The organism is Halobacteriovorax sp. RT-2-6, assembly GCF_047085025.1.
GTDB lineage: Bacteria > Bdellovibrionota > Bacteriovoracia > Bacteriovoracales > Bacteriovoracaceae > Halobacteriovorax_A.
Genome location: NZ_JBKIYH010000001.1, coordinates 1,312,685 through 1,331,929 on the forward strand (window position 1 = coordinate 1,312,685; position 19,245 = coordinate 1,331,929).

A 19,245-nucleotide genomic window follows, 5' to 3' on the forward strand; every position below is an offset into this window, starting at 1 on the left:
ATTGGCCTCCCTACCACAGGGAAGCGAGTAAATTAACGGTCAAATGTGGTGCTAATCTATCAGCAACAGCGCTTTGTGTAAAGCGACTTCGGGTACGCGCCACCTTTACGTGATTACAATACGTTGGACAATAAAAGGAGGGGCAGAGCTATGTAGTTTCGGATACTTAGGTGATAGCTACGGTAATAATATCCCTCTAATGAGCGTAAAATAGCCTAAATATGCGAATTTTTTTCAATTTATTCAAAAGAGAACAACCTAAACTACTGAATTCTCGATAAGGTGGCGCGTACTACTTTAGTCGAGCCATTCAAGGAGGACGTCGATCTTAGCGTTGATATCATCGATTTCAAGAATTCCCTGCTTTAGATCTGGCGAAGTAACCACAAATTCAGTAATGGCCCCGATTAAAACAACAGGATCTTTTGTTGCTTCCATGAGGGCATCGTACTCAACTTGATTTTTAAAAAATGATTTTGCCCAATGACGAAAAACGAGACCAAGCCTTTGCAGTGAAATCATGTGCTCAGGCATCACTGTTAAAAACTCTGTAATCGGGTCGACTTCAATTGTATTAAATGGAAGCTCTTCATTATAGACGTCCATGATGAGACCTTTAAAAAGAGGCTCAAGGACAACAAGCATTGTTCCATCTTTTGATTTTTGAAGAATTTGTACGCGGCCAAGCCCCACCACTCTCTTTACCGCATGATACTTTTCATGGTCAATTCCAATGGTATCAGCTTCTTCATCAGCATCTTGCAAAGTCGCATAGGCCAAAGCGACAGGTGTATTAGTTTTCTCTGCTTCATGAATCATATGAATGTAGCGTGGTTCAAAAATATTGAGGGGCTTTTTTAAGATCGCCTGATATGAAACTTTATGTAATGGGAATAGAAGTGCTCTCATATCAGTAAAACCTTAAAAGCAAGTAAGGGTGCCTTAGGCACCCATGCAGCTAGAATATTTCGTATTGTTCAACGTGATAAGAGTTCTCCGAGCGAATCTGAAGATTAACGCTGAATACCTCTTCCATCGTTTCGATAATATCAAGCTCTTCACCACAAAGAGATGCCGTCACTTCTGGGTGAGCATAAATTGATATCTTCTTTGACTCTGGATTGTTGCGAATTTTCTTTCCAAGTTCACGAACAATCTCATAGCAAATCGTATTTACTGTTTTTACAATTCCATTTCCTTCACAGTATGGACAAGGCTCACACATGATACGTGTAAGAGTGTCACGAGTTCTCTTTCGAGTCATCTCAACAAGCCCTAGTTCGGAAATAGGAAGGACTTTTGTTTTTGAACGATCTTTCTTAAGAGCGTCTACTAGTGAGTTATAAACAGCTTCGCGGTTTTCAACTTTTTCCATATCGATAAAGTCGATAATAATAATCCCACCACAGTTTCTAAGTCTTAGCTGATAAGCGATCTCTTTAACTGCTTCAAGATTAGTGCGAAGAATTGTTTCTTCTAATGTTTTTCGTCCGACAAATTTACCCGTGTTAACGTCAATTGAAACAAGGGCCTCTGTTTGATCGATATTTAGTGAACCACCTGAACGAAGGTAAACCTTATTGCTTAGTCCCCTTTCAATTTCAATATCAACACCAAATTTTTCAAAGATCGGATTTGTTTCATCAAAGAATTTTGCCTTCCCCTTAATTTGTGGAAGATACTTTGTTGCAAATTTTTCAACTTCTTTCACACCGTCTTTATCGTCGATAATAATATTATCAACATCTTCATCTGTAATATCTCTTAAAACTCGTTGAATAAAAGTTAAGTCTTCATAACAAAGCGCAGGTGCTTTTTCTTTTTCAGATTTCTTTTGCACCTCTTTCCAAATTTTTGTCAGCATATCGTAGTCAGACTTAAGAGTTTTATATGAGCTTCCTTCCGCAACAGTACGAGCAATAACACCCTTACCTTCTGGACGAATTGTCTCAAGCATCTCTTTTAGACGATCACGCTCTTCCTCATTTTCAATACGGCGAGAAACACCAGTGTGCTCAATAAAAGGCATATAAACAACATAGCGCCCAGGGATTGTTACATGACGAGTAACACGTGGACCTTTAGTTGAAATAGGCTCTTTTGCAACTTGAACAATGATCTCATCCCCTTCTTTTAAGAATGATTCAATCGTTGCAGACTCTGGACGCATTTTCATATCCATCGATTCTGAAAGAGTTGCTAACTCATCAGGAATCACAAGACCATTTTCTTTCTTCTCTTTCTTAATTTCCTCGGCCTTCTTTGCCATCTCTCTTTGCTCATCAAGAGTCGGAAGATAAGCATCATCAACGTAGAGGAAAGCTGCTTTTGAATAGCCGATGTCAACGAATGCAGACTGCATTCCTGGTAAAACTCTTAATACTTTTCCTCGGTAGATATTCCCAAGGCGTGGATGCGGCGTTGTCGTTGGCTTAGTTCTCTCCATTAGGAAGTCGAGAATTTCACCATTCTCCATCAAAACAGCACGCCACTCGTTAACTGTTTTGTTAATAATTAAATCTTTAGACATATATATTCCTTTTAAACTCAAATCGAAATATGCAATAAAAACACGAGGCAAGTCGGCGAGCATAGCTCAAGCCAAAGACTTTAACCTACTAATAATTGTACGTCTGGGCAAGGTTTTGCGCTAGAAGATATAATATTCCGCGTTACCCTACTCAACTAATCAATCATTAAAATAAATTAGAATTAAATGAAGATACCAGCGATACAGGCCGTCATGAAACATGCAAGTGTCCCTGCAATTAGAGACTTCACACCTAGCTTTGCAAGGTCTTGCTTACGGTTTTCAGCGATCCCACCGATTCCACCAATTTGAATCCCAATTGATGAGAAATTGGCAAAACCACAAAGGGCATACGTTGCAATAGTAATTGAGCGCTCTGATAGGTTACCCATATTCGCCTTAAGGTCTAAGTAGGCCACGAACTCATTTAGTACTAACTTCTTACCAAGAAGCATTCCCACGATTTCCGCATCCTTCCACTCAACACCTAATAACCAAGCAAATGGAGCAAATAATTTACCCATGATTAGCTCAAGAGTAATTCCTTCAAAACCAAACCAACCTGTGATTAGGCCAAGAGCACCGTTGAACATTGCTACAAGAGCAATGATTGCAATCAACATTGCACCAACATTAATGGCAAGCTTTACACCTTCACTTGCACCATTGGCCGCAGCATCGATTAAATTTACACTGTTATCTTTTAAATCTAATTTTAAGTCACCTTGAGTTAGAGACTCTTGTGTCTCTGGCACCATAAGCTTGGCACAAACAAGTGCCGCTGGAGCCGACATAACTGATGCCGAAAGTAAGTGTGCAGCATCAATTCCAAAACCAACATATGAAGCAAGAACCCCACCTGCAACAGTGGCCATTCCACCAGTCATTAGCGCCATAAGTTCCGATTGTGTCATTTTTGAAACCAGTGGCTTTACCACAAGTGGTGCCTCAGTTTGCCCAGCAAAGATATTGGCAGCGGCCGCTAGAGACTCAGCTCCCGATGTCCCCATCACAACTGACATGACTTTAGCAAAAGCCTTAATAACAACCTGCATGATACCTAAGTGATAAAATACACTCATTAATGAAGACATAAAAATAATTGTCGGAAGAACCATGACAAAGAAAATAAAGCCGAATTTTGGAACATTTGAAAGTGGACCAAAGATAAAGCCTGAACCTTCGTTAGTATAATTTAGAATTGCAGTGAAAAAACCACGTGCACCTTCAAAGAAGTTTTGCCCTACATCAGTTTTTAGAATGATGAGACCAAAGAAGATCTGAAGAGCTAAGCCAGAAAGAACAAGTCGCCAATTAATTTTCTTACGGTTATTTGATAATGCAAAAGCAACACCAACCATAACGATCAAACCAAATGCCGAAATAACTCTTTCCATGGAATACCCTATTACTAAATTAAATTAATTCTAAAATTAGCCTTAGAGTATAGGTTTGAGCATAAATGGACAATAAAAAAGAATAATTAGAAGTTAAACGACCAACCAACTTTTGGATTTACAGCATTAAACTCTTTGATATCTTGTGCCGTATTTGACGCATGCCAATTAAGACGACTAGTCGTATCAAAGTCACGGTAACCTGTTTGACGAATTGTCGCCTGCGACTTTGCAGCTTGATTGTAGGCTACAACACCAACACCAACAACAATCCCTACAGCAGCACCAACGAGAATATTTTTAAGGTGATCCTTAGGCTCCTCAACAAAAGATAATGTCGACAGACCAAGAATAGCACCACCAAGGCCAAGACCAGCAACAGTTGTTAAGTCACGTAATCCTTCTTCCTTAAAATTTGTTTGTGCAAATGAAGAGAATGAAAATGTAAGAGCTAAACATATAATGATAATTTTTTTGAACATTTCTAAAACCTTAAAATCCCTGCGCTACGCATTAAGTTTCATCATTGCCACCTCTAATGGCCGTGTCTATAATGACCCTTTTACTATTCTATACGCATAAGTAATTTGATGCAATAAATGCACAGGAATTATTAGGGAATTAAATTTTTAAAAGGAATACTATGTCGGAAAATTTTAGCGCATATCAGATCATCTCAAAAAAAAGAGATGGTAAAAAATTAACAGATGAAGAAATTAAGTGGTTCATAAATGGGATTACAAATGGTGACGTTGCTGACTATCAAATGTCTGCACTACTAATGGCCATTTACTTAAATGGTATGAGCGTAAAAGAAACTGCCGCTCTTACAGATGCCATGCTTTACTCTGGAAAGACGCTAAAGTTCTCAGGAGTGAACGTGATCGACAAACACTCAACTGGTGGTGTTGGAGACAAGGCATCGTTCATTCTTGGCCCAATCGCTACGGCATGCGGAGTTAAGGTTCCAATGATGGCCGGACGTGGTTTAGGCCATACAGGTGGAACAGTTGATAAAGTTGAATCGATTAAAGGATTCAAAACTGAACTAACTCTTGAACAATTCAAAAAGCAACTTAATAAAGAGAAGATCGTTCTTATTGGTCAAACAAAGGATATCGCTCCTGCTGACAAAATCATCTACGGTCTAAGAGATGTAACGGGAACAGTTGAATCAATCCCATTAATTACAGCATCAATCATGAGTAAGAAATTAGCAGAAGGTGCTAATGGTATCGTAATGGATATTAAAGTTGGTGACGGTGCATTCATGGATAATATCAAGGATGCAAAAGCACTAGCAAAAAGTCTTCGTGATACAGCAAAGCGCTTTGATAAGCGTATGATCACAATGATTACAGATATGAATCAACCACTAGGTCAGTATATTGGTAACTCTCTAGAGATCATCGAATCAATTGAGACACTAAAAGGTAACGGTCCAAAAGACTTAACTGATATCAGTGTTAAGCTTGCAGGTGCAATGATCTATATTGCAGGAAAAGCTGATTCACTTAAAGAAGGTGAAAAGAAAGCGCAAGCAGTAATTGATAATGGAAAAGCACTTAAAGTTTTCAAAAACCTTATTAAGGTTCAAGGCGGAGATGAGAAAGTTTGTGACGACTACTCTCGCCTACCTCTAGCAAAAGAGAAGACTGTATTTAGCGCAACTAAGAATGGTTACGTTTCTGCGATTGCTTGTAAGAACATGGGTCTACACTGTGTAAGCCTTGGTGGTGGACGTGCAAAAGCAACTGATAAGATCGACTTTGGAGTTGGTTTTATTCTTAATAAGAAAGTTGGTGACAAGGTTTCTAAAGGTGAAGCACTTGTTGAGATCTACCATAACAAAGATCAGAAGAAACAAGTTGAAGCTATCCTTGCAGACTTAAAGAAAGATATTAAAGTTACAACTGCTAAGCCTAAAGCAAGTAAGTTAATCTTTGAAGTGAAGGAAATCTAGAGGTACGTATGCACGCAATTTTTAAAAGACTAGAAGAGACAAAAAGTTATATCCAAAGCAAATATGACAAGGCACCTGATATTGGAGTTATCCTAGGTTCAGGACTTGGTGAATTTGCTAACCTTTTAGAAAACAAAGTTGAAATCAGCTACGAAGAAATCCCAGGTTTTAAAAAGACAAAAGTTAAGGGCCACAAAGGTCAACTTGTTATGGGTGAGCTAGGTGGAAAAGTTGTAGCTGTTATGCAAGGACGTATTCACCGCTATGAAGGCCACTCTCTTGATGAAGTTGTTTTTCCTGTCCGCGTTTTAAAAACACTTGGTATTAAGAATCTAATCATCACAAATGCTGCTGGTGGAATTAATTTAGATTACAGCTCTGGTTCACTTGTTCTAATTACAGATCACCTAAACTTAACTGGTGAAAACTGTCTTGTGGGAGAAAATATTGAAGAGCTAGGAACTCGTTTTCCAGATATGACTTATGCATGGTCACCTGCTCTTAAAGAAATTGCACATGCTTCGGCAAAGAATATTTCATATGATCTTAAAGAAGGTGTTTACGTTGGTGTAATGGGACCAACTTATGAAACTCCGGCGGAAATTCGTATGTATCGTAATTTTGGTGGAGACCTTGTTGGAATGTCGACAGTACAAGAGTGTATTGCTGCTAACCACATGGGACTTGATGTTCTTGGTATCTCTTGTGTGACAAATATGGCCGCAGGGATTGAGAATACTAAACTAAATCACGATGATATTAAGCACGAGGCCGCTCGTGTAATGAAGAAATTTCTAGAGCTTCTTGAAGAAGTTATCTCAAATATCAAATAAAAAAATCATAATTTCTCCCTACCTCGGTGGGGAGAACTTTGCTATAATCTATTCAATACCTAACCACGAGTGAATACTCGGCTTTCATGGATTATTGATGGAAACACATTCTTCAAAGAAAATGCTAGCAGACATGAGCTTCTGCGTCTTCGATTTAGAAACGACTGGTGGAAACCAGAAAAAAGATAAAATCATTGAAATTGGACTTGTCCAAATCGATAACCTGGAAGTAGGAGCTCAAAAAAGCTTTCTTATCAATCCAGAAAGAAAAATCCCAGACTTCATTCAAAAGCTAACTTCCATCACACAAGATGAAGTTGAGGGCGCACCAATAATTGATGCCGTTATTGATGAAGTTCTAGAGTTTATTGGTGACCGAGTTCTTATCGCTCACAACTCTTCATTTGATATTCCATTTTTAAATTCAGTTTTAGAAAGGCTTGGAAGAAAGCAACTTGAGAATAAGGGTTTGTGTACAAACCTTATGACGAAGTATCTTATTCCAACTCTCATGAACTCGAATCTAAACTATATGTCGCGTATTTTTAATATTTCTCACCAAAAGGCACACCGTGCCCTTGATGATGCTATCGCGACGGCCCAACTCTTCTTAAACTATCTCAATATCTTTATTGAAAAAGATATTAAGAAGATCAATCATCTTTACTACCCAAAAAATCGCTACGAGCTCGATCTTTGTAACTTTAAAAAAGATACAAGTGAGCACGAAGAAATCGTAGCAAAGATGAAAAAGATTTTTGCTCCTTTTGTTATTACAGTAAAAGGACAAAACGGAGTGATCCTCTTCTCTTTCCCATGTACGAACAAAGATAATGAAATTCAATTCATTAGTGAGCGTATTAAAGATCTCGAATGGCAAACAATTTCGATAAAACTTAGTGGACCAATTCTAGAGGCCCTTATTCGCTTTAATCATTCATTTAATAAAATGGATGAAGCCGATCAAGAAGAGGCCATCACAATGCTTCGTCAAAACCTGATTGGCGATGGTACGAAAGAAGAACTAAACGCCGAGTACAAAGAAGAGCTTCAAAAAATCAAGCAAGCTGACTTCGTTCTTATGAATCACCTTGTGCCAGAACAATATACAATCTACCCTCTTGGCGCCCTAGGGATTAGACAAGGTTTAATCTTTCGCTACCCTGGTCACGACAAGAAGCTAATTCAATATATCAACTCAAAGTCTAATCGCAAGAAAGCGCAGAAGCTTAAAGAAATTCACTTCCCTGAAATGCTGCAGGAACTTGTTAATCTTTATATGGCAAAGAACCTACGCCAAGAACGCGAGCTTATGATCTTTAAGGATTCATTTGCCCTAAAGAATAAGGACTTCTTCTTTACTCAACTTGATAAGTTCATTGAAGTGAATCCGAATAAGTATAATTATCCGGAAGCGTTTATTTAATCAGACCAAATTATAAATCACAATATCCTGCCCATGAATTTCAACCCGTGAATTTTCAAGAGCAAGTAAGTGGATGATTAAGCGGTTTAAGATCTTACTCTTTTGTCCTTCGATATTGAGATTCTTTACCGTAAGAATGATGTCATGTTCACTACGATAGAAGTTACAATCGATTGAGTTTGAGCTAGCATCAATTAAGAGTTCGTGATTTTTAAGCGTCATCATCTCACTTAGGATTAAGTAGAGAATGATTGGAAGACTCGCACCACTGATGGCATATTCTTTGAGATCATTTGAAATATTTGTATGAATCGATATTCCCGATTCTATTTTTCGATTACTTAGTAGCGAGATTGCCTGTTGCAGAATGCTAGAGAAAGTACTTTGGCGACTTAGTTGATCGTTAACCTTGGCGAAACCGAGGAAGGTATTAATCAGATTTTTACAACGATTTGCTGACGCCTTCATTTCATTTAGGATTGTTAAATCGTCTTCTTCCCACTCTTCAAGTTCTAACATATTAATGGCCGCAAGAATTCCCGCAAGAGGATTATTGAGTTCGTGGGCAATCGAGCTTGTAATAATACCAAGTTCAGAGTGAGACTTTGTATAATTGAATTCCTGTTTAACAAGACAAATTGTTTTTAAATTAGAAGTTGTACTTGAAAGAATTTTATACTTTTGATCTCCAATATCTAACCATCCTGAATCAATATTCTTAATAAGATTATTTGGTGTGATACCAAGCTTTAGAAAATGATCATTATGATAGTGAACGATACCATCATCACTCAAAATAACAACAGGATATGACAATTTGTTAATTAGGTCTGTAACACCTAACTGCTCACTTGAAAGCTCTTCTTGGTTAACATTAATTAATTGAATAACATTGGCGATCGCTTGTGCGGCCAAAAAAGCTTCTTCCCTATCCCCTTTTACAGTAAGTAGATAATAAGAAGTACTATCTTCAAAACAATAGTCTTCTTTAACAGGGTAAAGATGTGAATCGGCTTTATCGATTACCTTAATATTAAATTCATTTTTGACTTCAGAGATCTTAAAAAGTTCAGCTATAAAATTCTCATCATTATCTTGATATACCTTTTCAAGATAAAGACCTGCGATTTCCATTTCATCTAGATTGGCACTGGCCATACTAGAGTTTAATTTAAAGACTCTTGCAAGCTCTCTTTTGAAATGAAGAAGCTCTTTAAGATTCTCTATTGTTTCAATCTCAATAATGTGGTCTTCTAACTTAACAATTAGAGGGATACTAGATTCAATTGAAAAATCAAATTCATAATCACTAGAGCTAAATCCAGAATAGTTTAGATTGCGCTCCAGCTCTTCATCAATCTCTATATTTGAGTGGTAGTAAAAATTTTGTTTAGGCGAATTAACTTCACTATCTTGAAAGCCAAGAGATGCACTCACTAGTTAACTCCTTTATGAAGAGTCACCTTACCGTCAGCGTAGTGAATATCCACATCGACATTTTCAAGCTTTGCCATGTCCTTGGCAGAGCTAATGACCTTGTCACCAATTTGCGTGTAAGCATATCCACGAGTTAGAACATTTTTAGGATTTAAGGCACCAAGAATTTTTTCAAATTCCATATTCTTATTTTTATAATTCACAATTTTATTTTGGATTGCTTTTACGAGCTGACGACTAAGGCGATCAAGCTCAAAAGTATATTCATAAAGAGATAGGATCTGTTCTTTTCTCTTAATAAGATTTAGCTTCTCAAGCTCATGCTTATAATCTGAAATTTTCGATTTAAGAGCAATGAGGAAACTCTTCGGTGACGTTTCAGAAAGAACATCATAGCGACGACGAAGTTCCATATTCATGGCACCTTTTAAATCCTTACGAATGCGATTCATATCAGAATCTAAGGCCATAAATTTTTGAGTTAAAACTTCTGCAGCAGCTGAAGGCGTCTCCATCCTAAGATCGGCCACATAATCAGAGATGGTAAAGTCCACTTGGTGACCAACGGCACTAATCGTTGGGATTGGGCAATTATAAATATCCCAAGCAAGTGCTTCGTCATTAAACGCCCAGAGGTCTTCCATCGACCCACCACCACGAGTGAGAACGATAACATCTAACATATCTTTAGTACGCCCCTCTTCTTTTGCCTTTAAATGATAAGCAATGAGTTTTTCAAGGGCCTTACGAATTGAGGCAGGAGCATTTACTCCTTGAACCAGGGCCGGTGAAAGAAGAACCTGATGATACTCAGATCTTCTTTGAGATACATTTAAAAAGTCTTGCAGGGCCGCGGCTCCTTTTGCCGTAATTACACCGATGCGTTTTGGCATCGTCGGTATCGGCTGCTTTGAACTCATATCAAAAAGACCTTCTGCTTGAAGTTTCTTTTTTAATAATTCAAATTGTTCCTGAAGATCACCCTTACCCGCCGGCACAATACGCTTAACAATTAACTGAAAAGTTCCACGACTCGGATAAACAGAGACAGAACCAGAGACAATAACCTTATCTCCTGCACGAATATTTTTAATGACTGGATTTCTCATGGCATCCATTTTAAAGAGGGCCATTTGCATGAGGGCACTGCCATCACCAAGAGAGAAATACCAATGTCCTGCACCAGAGGAGCTAAGGTTTGAAACCTCTCCTGTTACACTAATATTTTGATAATTAGACTCGAGATTTTTCTTAATGTGATTTACGAGTTGTGAGACTGATGGGACTTTATTATTCATCCCTTAATGATGTTAAAAAAGGCACAAAGTGGGAAGACAAAGAGCGTCATCCCACTGTGATTTCAACTAGATATTTTGAAATTTATTGACTGCGTTTAAAAATTTAATTGCCTGAAGAACTTGGTAGTCTTTGTCGGCCGAATACTTTCTAGCTACCGATGATTCATCTTTCTTTTGATTGATTTCTTTTGCTCTTTCAATTCTTTTTAAACGTGCTGCTTTTTCACGCTTAAGACGAGCTTCCTTTTCTTCTTCAGTTTCAACAGTGGCCGTTAAGTGATTTCTAAGATCGACTTCTCTTACTCCACCATCATCATACATATGCTCTTCAACAAATTCACCTTCGACTTGTGAAACTTGAACATCAGGCTTAATACCAAGGGCCTGAATTTTTCTTCCTTTTGGTGTCATATACTGGGCAATTGTAAGTTTAATCCCCTGCTCTTCTGAAACTTGAGAAACGGTTTGTACACTTCCTTTTCCAAAAGAATTTGTCCCAACAATTAGAGCACGCTTGTGATCTTGGAGAGCACCTGCCACAATTTCAGAAGCAGAAGCACTTGAGCCGTTAATTAATACAGCAACAGGTATCTCTAGTTCTTTATGGCCACTCTTTTTAACATAACGAATTTCTTTATTCTTTGGATCACGACCTTCAGTCGAAACAACTACTCCATCATTTAAAAAGATTGAAGCAAGATTTACTGCTTCATTTAAAAGTCCACCTGGGTTCGAGCGAAGATCTAAAACAACTCCTCTAAAATTCTTTCCAAGTTTCTTTTTTTCCTTTTTAAGTGCCTTTACTACATATTCAGCTGCATCTTTTTGAAATTGGCTTAAACGAATAACAGCATAGTTATTTACTGCAAATGACTTAACTGGCTTAGTCTTGATCTTTTGGCGCTTTACCTTGAAGTTACGAATATCTTTTTCACCAGCTCTTAGGATTCCTAGGTTAATAACAGTTCCAAGCTCACCTTTCATACGATCAACGGCTTCATCAAGAGTGATACCAATTGTTGACTCATTATTAATTTCAACAATTTTATCTCCTGGCAGAAGGCCCGCTTTTTCAGCAGGAGAATCCTCGATTGGAGTTGTAATGACAAGAACACCATCTTTTTGCGTAACTTCTATTCCAAGTCCACCATACTCGCCACTTGTGTCTTCTTGCATCTTCTTGAATACTTCTTCATCTAAAAATGCAGAGTGAGGGTCTAATGTTTGAAACATTCCCTTTAGTGCTCCATCAATGAGCTTATCAATATCTACCTTTCGGTAATAATTTGTTTCGATGATATGAATAACTTTATTGAAGAGTTCGAGCTTTTCAAAACGCGACCTCTCAGTTTGCTTTGCCTGAGCAGGTGCTACAAATGCCGTAAGCATAAGAGCAACAAATAGCTTTTTCATTATTATTCCTAATTTTAAATATTAATTTTATTATTAATTAGTTGTGCTGTATTTTGTGCTGTATTTTTCTTTCTAATTTCAAAATAAACTTTACTTAGATTCCCCTTCTTAATTGAGAATCTTGTTTTTGCAACAGATGAGCCAAGATCAACAGCTTGTCCCTTTTTTACGCTTGCTGCGAAGTCACCAAGATAGATACTACGAATATCATTTCCATGATCCACCATAATCACATTACCTACGTTGGCCAGTGAACCTACATATTCAACTTTTCCAGCTTTGGTCGCAAAAATTTCTTGTCCACTCTTAACAGTATAAGTAATTCCTTTCTTGCCATTTTCTGTCGAAATAAATTTTTTAACAGGAACAGCAAAATTAGCAACTAACTTAGTCGAAGAGCTACTTGCTTTGTTTTTACTTACTTTTAGTTTTGCTTGAGCTTTCTTTTTAGCAAGTTGTTGTGATTTTCTTAACTTACTATATTCTGATTTTAATTTTTCGTGATTTTCTTTTTCAGTTAAGAATTCTTGAACAGTTGAGCTTTTACGAGTTTCAAGCTCTTGTAAAAGAGTATAAAGCTCTCTTTCTATTTTTACTGTTTCACTCAAACGAGTTCTAAGTTCAAATGTCTTCTTTTTTAGGTCTGTACAATAATCAATTTTTGATTGAATCTCTTTCTTTTCATTCTTTAGAGACTTTAAAAGAAGCTGACTTTTCACAAGGTCTTCGTGCGTCGAGTTTTCCATGTAACTTAAGGCAACATGACGAATCGTCTTTTTTACACGAACTTTATCTGATTCCAGGTCAAATAAAGATTGATTAAGATTTTTTTCTAATTCAAAAATTTGATAATCAAGATCTTGTCTTGATTTCATGGCCTGAAGATAGTCTTCATTCTTTGTCTGTAATTGAGTTTCGATTGATTGAATCGACTTTTTGTAATTGTCGATCTTGCTGCGAGAATCAGTTACCTGCCCTTTAATCGCATTCAAGTTTGGTGCCGCCTCGGCCCTCATTGAAGCTGAAGTAATTAATAGAACTGTGAAAAGAACTAAGCTTTTTGCCATTCAAGTTTCCCGATTGTGTACCACGCAGAAGTTGTTAATAATGCTGCACTTACTATTAATGTAAATACTTCATCCGGAGAGAAGAAGGCAAATGATAGAGCGCAACCAATAAGAGTTGATGCGATAATATTCACTGTGTACATTTTGAAAGCGACATTCTTCTTTCTTTGAAACTTTTCAATAAGGTAAGAAACCTGCTTTAAGTTGCGCTTAATAGTCATAAAAGCAACAACCCAAAAAAGAGCTAGAACAGTGATTAAAACTTGAAGCGGTCTTCTCTTTAGTTCATTCATTACATTTTTCCAAGATTGTGAATTTGAAATTTTCTTTCTCACACTTCCTAGAACAACATTGTCCTTACCTGTTAAACGAACTAAGTATTCTCTAATAAGGTTAGTCGAACTCTCCGAAACTTTCTCATCTAAAATAATTTTTAAACCCTTCATTGAGATAATTGAAGTAATTTCATCTTTTCCAAGTTCTAGAACATCTTTAAGTTGGTTTGTTACGGCCATGCTCTTTGTTGCACTGATCGCTTCAACACCCTTTACTCCAGGTAGTCCCTTAATCTTTCTAGAAATACTTGATGTGTTTAAATCCCCATCAACGAGAGCATTAAAGTAATACTCATTTTGAATTGCAGGAAGCGCATTTGAAATCTTCTTTTTAAAACTGTCATAGTTAGAAACAGAAATAACAAGAGAGATTGTTAAAAGAGAAAAAAGCGCTTGCCCAAAAAGATTATTTTTTGTGAAACGAGCTAATTCTTTTAAATAAAACATGCATGCCCCGAGTGGATTAGACGAGAGTTATCTAGGTGGATAATTCGTCCCGTGAAACGTTGTACTAATTCGCGATTATGAGAGGCCCAAATAATTGTTGTCCCTCTTTTCGCATTATAGATATTTAATAAATCAAAAAGTCTTTTTGTATTATCAAAGTCTAGTGAACTTGATGGCTCATCCGCAATAAATACGTCAGGCTTTGCAAGTAGCGCGCGAATGATGGCAACTTTTTGTCTTAGTCCCCCATTAGCATCCTTGGCCTTAAGTTTTACGCGATTTTTAATTCCTAGAATTTTAATTAGCTCGTTTAAGTCGCTCTCAAATTCTTTGCGAGAACGATACACACTTGGATCAAATGCAAATTGTAAATTATCGATTAGACTCATATTTTCAATCAGTCTTAAATCTTGAAAAACTTGTGTTGTAAAAACTCGATCATCAATTTTAATCGTTCCGCTCGTCGGTGAAACGTTTCCTGCAAGAACATTTAGAAGTGTTGTTTTCCCCGCTCCAGAAGCCCCGGTAACAAAGACAATTTCACCTTTTCTAATTTGCAAATTGATATTGGAAATGGCCTTGATTCCGTCGAAATCAACAGTGACATTCTCCAGCGTAAAATACATATTCGTATTTAAATTCTGGTTTCCAAATAAATTACTTGCTTGATTCGCGTAACTGCTTGAGATCATTGATATGAGTCCTTCATTTAAATATTCAAATCTTCCTAACTTGAATTGGGCAAAAATCCTCTTTGCCACTCTATAATTTTATAACAAAATCAAATTTTAAGCAAAGGTAGATAAAAAGACCGACCATGCGCGTCAAATAAGTAAATCTTTATCTTTCACCTGTTGAAGGAAACAAATTTTATACGTAGAATCAGGTGCAAATCAGTTAAAGCGAGGTCAAAGTGCTTGAAAAAATTAATGGAAAGCAAGTCGATGCCCATCTACTGTCTTCCCTCTTACAAGACAGTAGTGTTGATGGAGATTATGAAATTCGAAATCTTTCATTTTATGACATCATCTATGTTATCGACACAGCTGTTGATATTGGCCCGCGATTTAGAACGAAGCGAATTGATGAGGTCGGGATTAATGTGACCCTGGCCTTTACAGATAAAACACTTTGCAATGAATATCTTGATCAAAACAGTCGAATACGTGCAATCACTGTTGGAATGTTATGTGCAGAAGTTGAATCTAATTTTATTGAGGTCATCGCTCTTAACCCAAATTCATCTGGCCGATTCGAAGAGTTTATCTTTGTTCCACCTTACGACAAGCTAACTTGCCAATACATTCTCTCGCCTCGTGATGAAACAATTTCTCTGTTATCAATTGATAATGAATCTCATCGCTTTATGGGTGTTGAGGCAACTTTCTTTTCAATCACAAATAAGACGATGGTCACTTTTGGGCAAGAACAGAGAGAAGAATATCTAAATAATCTCATTGAGAATTTAAGTTTTATCATTCCTCGTATTCCACAAAGAAAAGGAAGTGCTAATATCATTTGCTTACTTTTAAATTTAGAGAATTCTATTGAAGAAAAAGCCTTTGTAAGGGATTACCCAACTTTTGAAGGGTATACTGAAGTACTTTTTGTGAACTCGAATCTTGAGCTACTAACTGGGAAGCTATCAAAAATCGAATACGATGGGGCAAGTCTTGAAGGTATCTACTTACCCCTAATCGAAAGGGCAAAAAAACTTAAATCACACCTTGTTCTTTAAGTAATTTATACGCACCGTCTGAGCAGAAGCAATTCGGTGTATAGCTCATAGTATTTGAAAGCTTTGAGATTATTGAGTTTTCAACATCAGCAAGTAGCTTAACCTGGCCATCATCCAATCTTATTTTTACTGGATCACGCTCTAGTAATAAGTTTGTTAATGTTGTCTTCTTTGCGAGCTCTCTTGGACTCTTAACAAAGATAATCTTCTTTTTAGGAATATCTGGAATAACCCAATCAGCATCACTTCCATTTTCTTTTACGAAGTTAACGATATCAGTGGCCTTATTACCAGTCTTCTTAAAGAGCTTATCATTGAATCCAATATTATCTTGTTCAAGCAAGCTTTGTGAAAAGTCACTTGTATCGATATTCTTAGCGCCATGTCTTAGAAGAAGGATACGTGCCATATCTTTAATATCTGCATACTTATCAAATTGTCCATCTACAAGAAGCTTATGAATTGTATTCATAAAGTATGAATCATTGAATCCGTAAAAACGCATAGGATCGTTACTGATAATATCGAGAAGATCACTGTAGCGATAAATATGACCTTTTTCTAGCATGTGATAGCAAAGGGCATCTGCAATTGCATCATACTTTGATCCACGTGGAGAGCGAATAACTTGCGAGTACCAAGCAAAGCGTGCACTTAAAAAGTCTTCCACACAGTGAAGTGCATTTTCTTTAATTGCAAGAATATCGTGACCTGCTACCTTCTCTGTTGTGAAGTGATGAAGTAGATATTCCCTATCATAAGTTCCATACTTAAGACCTGTGTAGTGAGCATCTCTTAAAAGATAATCCATGCGGTCACAATCAATTTCAGAGTGAAGAATTTGATTAGCAAGGATTGACGAGTGTGTTCCTTTAACAAGATCTGAAACTTCTTGTGGATCAATTCCATGATCTTTTAGAATTCGTGTTAGGCCACCTTCATAGTCAGTATTCTTGATAATGAATGAGCCTAGGTTTTCGTGATCGTCTTGTAATCCCTTTCCACCTTTCTTATTTGTTGTCTCCCCTATCTTGATATAGGCCATCTCAGTTGTATGAGAAAAACAAAATGTTCCAATATCGTGAAGAAGAGCTGAGACTCGAATGGCCTGATGATACTTGGCCTCTTTTGATTTCTGCTCTTTTACAAAGAGTTCATTATCTTCAACACCACGGCCTACTGACCTTAGAATAAGATGAGCATTATTAAGTACGCCAATACAATGTCCATAGCGAGAATGCTCGGCACCGTGAAAAACGTAGAATGAAAATCCTAATTGTTTAATCCAACGCAGCCTTTGAAAAAATGGGCTGTGGATAATCTCCATCTCAAGTGGAGTTAAGTCGATGAATCCATATAATGGATCATAAACTTTTAGACCTAATTTAGCGTTTGAGACAACTTCCATGTTGATCCTTTAATATAAATGTACTTGGTTCACTCTCGGCTCCTGCCTCCGTGGACATACCGTACATCCTGTACATAAAAAGCCCGTTAATTAACGGGCATCTTATATTTTATAATGAATTTGTTGATAGATACAAGGATTAAGACTTTTTCTTTCTTCCTCTTTTCTTTACAGGAGTTGTAGCGACTTTTAACGCTTCAAAAATTTTCTTCGCTTCACTTCTTAAGTTATTTTCATAGATAAAGCGGTAGAAATTCTCTAAATCTGGTGAATTTCTGAAGTTCTTTGGTAGTCTATTGTCTTCTGTTGACATGGGCTCTCCTTATTAGACTGACATATTAACTTCAAAAGTACGCTTTATCAATTCTCTTTAAGCTTCTTTAAAGCTTGATTAAGCTTCTTTTGCTTCAATCATACCGTAGCTGTGCAGCTTGTTATAAAGAGTCTTAACTGTAATTCCAAGAACCTTAGCTGTTTTAGTCTTGTTACCACCTAGGTGATCTAGAGTTTGACAGATATGTTCTCTCTCAATTTCTCCTAGCGTCATTTCTCTAAAAATTCTAATTTCTTCTTTTTCTTCATTAATTTCAGCTTGCTCAACTTTAATGCTATCTGCAAGGTGATCTCTTTCAACAATCATTCCCGGAGATAGAACATATGCTCTTTCCATGATTGAGTGAAGTTCTCTTACGTTTCCTGGCCAGTTGTAGTCTTCAAGAAGCTTAACAACACCTGGAGACATAGACTTTTGAGCTTCTGGTAACTTTCCTAGGTTTAGGAAGTGGTTAGCTAGAATTTCAATATCTGACTTTCTCTCTCTTAGTGAAGGAATTCTTAAACCAATTGTTGATAGGTTGTAGAATAGGTCTTCTCTAAAAGTTCCTAGTGCAACACTTTCTTTCATGTTTAGAGAAGAAGCTGCAATAATTCTTACGTTTGATCTTAGTTTTTCATGAGTTCCAACTCTTGAGTAAGCAAGGTCGTTGATAAAGCTCATTAGTCTTGCCTGTACTTTAACTGGCATTTTATCAATATTGTTAATGAAGATTGTTCCACCATTCGCTGCTTCTAGAGCACCTTTTTTAATTCTGAAACCTCTTACAGCATCAACTTCTTCTTTTCCGAAGATTTCTGATTCTAGGTACTCATCGTTACCCATTGAACAGTCAACTACGATGAAAGCGTGATTCTTTCTCTCTGAACGACAGTGAATTCTTCTAGCGATCATCTCTTTACCAACACCAGTCTCACCTGCCATGTAAGAGTTAACATCTGATGCAGCTACACGATCAACTGCAACTAGAAGCTCTTGCATAATTTCAGACTTACCGATGATCTCTTTCTCCTGAGTTGTTGAGCGAGATAGAGTAACACCTGGTACAGAGTTCTTTAGTTCAATTTCTTTTTCTTCGATCTTCTGCTTTAGTGATTCGTTAAGGAACTTAGCAGATAGATACATTTTCATATTCTTAAGTGGCTTTTGGATAGAGTTTAGGCTATCGATAACCATGTTAATGTCTTCTTTCTTAAAGTTAACTTCTTCGCTATTTCCTTTGAAAGAAATAGTACCGATGATTACACCATCGATGATCATTGGAACACACAGTTCAGAGTGAGATACTTCTGTTTTTGTCGAAGCAAATAGAGGATCTCTTTGTACGTTGTTTGAGAAGTAAGCACGCTTAGTTTTGATTACGTGTCCTACTGCACCAAGACCTTTTGAAATTCTTTGTGCGTTCTTTACAGCGCGAGCATCTTTAGCAACCATGCGACAGCTTCCGTCTTCGTGTGCAAGGTTTACGATGATTTCATCACAAACGATTTCTGATTTAAAGAATTTTGATAGTTCAGAAAAGAAAACCTGCTCATCTAAAGTTGTAAGAAGTGTAGACAGTAGATTTTCAATTTTTGTTGATTCTTTTTTCATTTCGATTGTCATGTATAAACTCCCGT

General features: G+C 37.1%; 17 protein-coding genes. 4 read left to right on the forward strand and 13 right to left on the reverse strand.

Going from position 1 to position 19,245, the window contains the following annotated elements; translation table 11 throughout:
- Window positions 1–297: 297 nt before the first annotated feature.
- From ACMAYS_RS06220 to ACMAYS_RS06235, 4 genes are all read right to left on the reverse strand, one after another.
- Complete coding sequence (locus ACMAYS_RS06220) at window positions 298–909, reverse strand: LON peptidase substrate-binding domain-containing protein (protein ID WP_103216385.1); 612 nt, start codon at window positions 907–909, stop codon at window positions 298–300.
- 49 nt (window positions 910–958) lie between these two features.
- Entirely contained in the window at window positions 959–2,530 is a 1,572-nt protein-coding gene (locus tag ACMAYS_RS06225; protein WP_103216384.1) for an Rne/Rng family ribonuclease, read from the reverse strand.
- A gap of 182 nt (window positions 2,531–2,712) precedes the next feature.
- Complete coding sequence (locus ACMAYS_RS06230) at window positions 2,713–3,927, reverse strand: NupC/NupG family nucleoside CNT transporter (protein ID WP_103216383.1); 1,215 nt, start codon at window positions 3,925–3,927, stop codon at window positions 2,713–2,715.
- Between the two features lie 86 nt (window positions 3,928–4,013).
- Window positions 4,014–4,409, reverse strand: coding sequence for a hypothetical protein (locus ACMAYS_RS06235; RefSeq protein ID WP_103216382.1), 396 nt, complete (start codon window positions 4,407–4,409; stop codon window positions 4,014–4,016).
- Between the two features lie 161 nt (window positions 4,410–4,570).
- Between ACMAYS_RS06235 and ACMAYS_RS06240 the strand changes: the two genes are divergently transcribed.
- From ACMAYS_RS06240 to ACMAYS_RS06250, 3 genes are all read left to right on the forward strand, one after another.
- Window positions 4,571–5,890, forward strand: a complete 1,320-nt coding sequence (locus ACMAYS_RS06240; RefSeq protein WP_103216381.1) for a thymidine phosphorylase — start codon at window positions 4,571–4,573, stop codon at window positions 5,888–5,890.
- A gap of 8 nt (window positions 5,891–5,898) precedes the next feature.
- Window positions 5,899–6,723 (forward strand): purine-nucleoside phosphorylase, encoded by an 825-nt coding sequence (locus ACMAYS_RS06245; RefSeq protein ID WP_103216380.1) that lies wholly within the window; start codon window positions 5,899–5,901, stop codon window positions 6,721–6,723.
- Window positions 6,724–6,820: 97 nt separating this feature from the next.
- Complete coding sequence (locus ACMAYS_RS06250; RefSeq protein ID WP_392990931.1) at window positions 6,821–8,149, forward strand: PolC-type DNA polymerase III; 1,329 nt, start codon at window positions 6,821–6,823, stop codon at window positions 8,147–8,149.
- Here ACMAYS_RS06250 and ACMAYS_RS06255 read toward each other — a convergent pair whose 3' ends face one another.
- From ACMAYS_RS06255 to ACMAYS_RS06280, 6 genes are all read right to left on the reverse strand, one after another.
- The gene (locus ACMAYS_RS06255; RefSeq protein WP_412462948.1) at window positions 8,150–9,586 is read right to left on the reverse strand and encodes a histidine kinase dimerization/phospho-acceptor domain-containing protein; all 1,437 of its coding nucleotides are present in this window, start codon (window positions 9,584–9,586) and stop codon (window positions 8,150–8,152) included.
- Window positions 9,586–10,884 (reverse strand): exodeoxyribonuclease VII large subunit, encoded by a 1,299-nt coding sequence (gene xseA / locus ACMAYS_RS06260; protein WP_392990927.1) that lies wholly within the window; start codon window positions 10,882–10,884, stop codon window positions 9,586–9,588. The genes ACMAYS_RS06255 and xseA overlap by 1 nt, the downstream gene beginning before the upstream one ends.
- Window positions 10,885–10,950: 66 nt before the next feature.
- Window positions 10,951–12,297, reverse strand: coding sequence for a S41 family peptidase (locus ACMAYS_RS06265; RefSeq protein ID WP_103216376.1), 1,347 nt, complete (start codon window positions 12,295–12,297; stop codon window positions 10,951–10,953).
- Between the two features lie 14 nt (window positions 12,298–12,311).
- Window positions 12,312–13,364 carry a murein hydrolase activator EnvC family protein gene (locus ACMAYS_RS06270; RefSeq protein WP_392990925.1) on the reverse strand — a complete coding sequence of 351 codons (1,053 nt, stop codon included), beginning with the start codon at window positions 13,362–13,364 and terminating at the stop codon, window positions 12,312–12,314.
- Window positions 13,349–14,146: a hypothetical protein gene (locus ACMAYS_RS06275; RefSeq protein WP_103216374.1), complete on the reverse strand. Its 798-nt coding sequence runs from the start codon at window positions 14,144–14,146 to the stop codon at window positions 13,349–13,351. The genes ACMAYS_RS06270 and ACMAYS_RS06275 overlap by 16 nt, the downstream gene beginning before the upstream one ends.
- On the reverse strand, window positions 14,134–14,907 hold the full coding sequence (locus tag ACMAYS_RS06280; protein ID WP_146037737.1) for a cell division ATP-binding protein FtsE: 774 nt from the start codon (window positions 14,905–14,907) through the stop codon (window positions 14,134–14,136). Before ACMAYS_RS06280 ends, ACMAYS_RS06275 begins: the two co-directional genes overlap by 13 nt.
- A 152-nt stretch (window positions 14,908–15,059) precedes the next feature.
- On the opposite strand from ACMAYS_RS06280, the gene ACMAYS_RS06285 reads away from it, so the two are divergent.
- On the forward strand, window positions 15,060–15,884 hold the full coding sequence (locus ACMAYS_RS06285) for a hypothetical protein (RefSeq protein ID WP_103216372.1): 825 nt from the start codon (window positions 15,060–15,062) through the stop codon (window positions 15,882–15,884).
- Here ACMAYS_RS06285 and ACMAYS_RS06290 read toward each other — a convergent pair.
- The 3 genes from ACMAYS_RS06290 to ACMAYS_RS06300 all read right to left on the reverse strand — a co-directional run bounded on the left by ACMAYS_RS06290 (window position 15,862) and on the right by ACMAYS_RS06300 (window position 19,231).
- The gene (locus tag ACMAYS_RS06290; protein WP_103216371.1) at window positions 15,862–17,292 is read right to left on the reverse strand and encodes an HD domain-containing protein; all 1,431 of its coding nucleotides are present in this window, start codon (window positions 17,290–17,292) and stop codon (window positions 15,862–15,864) included. The two genes, ACMAYS_RS06285 and ACMAYS_RS06290, sit on opposite strands and share 23 nt — an antisense overlap.
- 139 nt (window positions 17,293–17,431) lie before the next feature.
- Window positions 17,432–17,605: a hypothetical protein gene (locus ACMAYS_RS06295; protein ID WP_158246753.1), complete on the reverse strand. Its 174-nt coding sequence runs from the start codon at window positions 17,603–17,605 to the stop codon at window positions 17,432–17,434.
- Between the two features lie 78 nt (window positions 17,606–17,683).
- The gene (locus ACMAYS_RS06300) at window positions 17,684–19,231 is read right to left on the reverse strand and encodes a sigma-54-dependent Fis family transcriptional regulator (protein WP_103216370.1); all 1,548 of its coding nucleotides are present in this window, start codon (window positions 19,229–19,231) and stop codon (window positions 17,684–17,686) included.
- Window positions 19,232–19,245 lie beyond the last annotated feature (14 nt).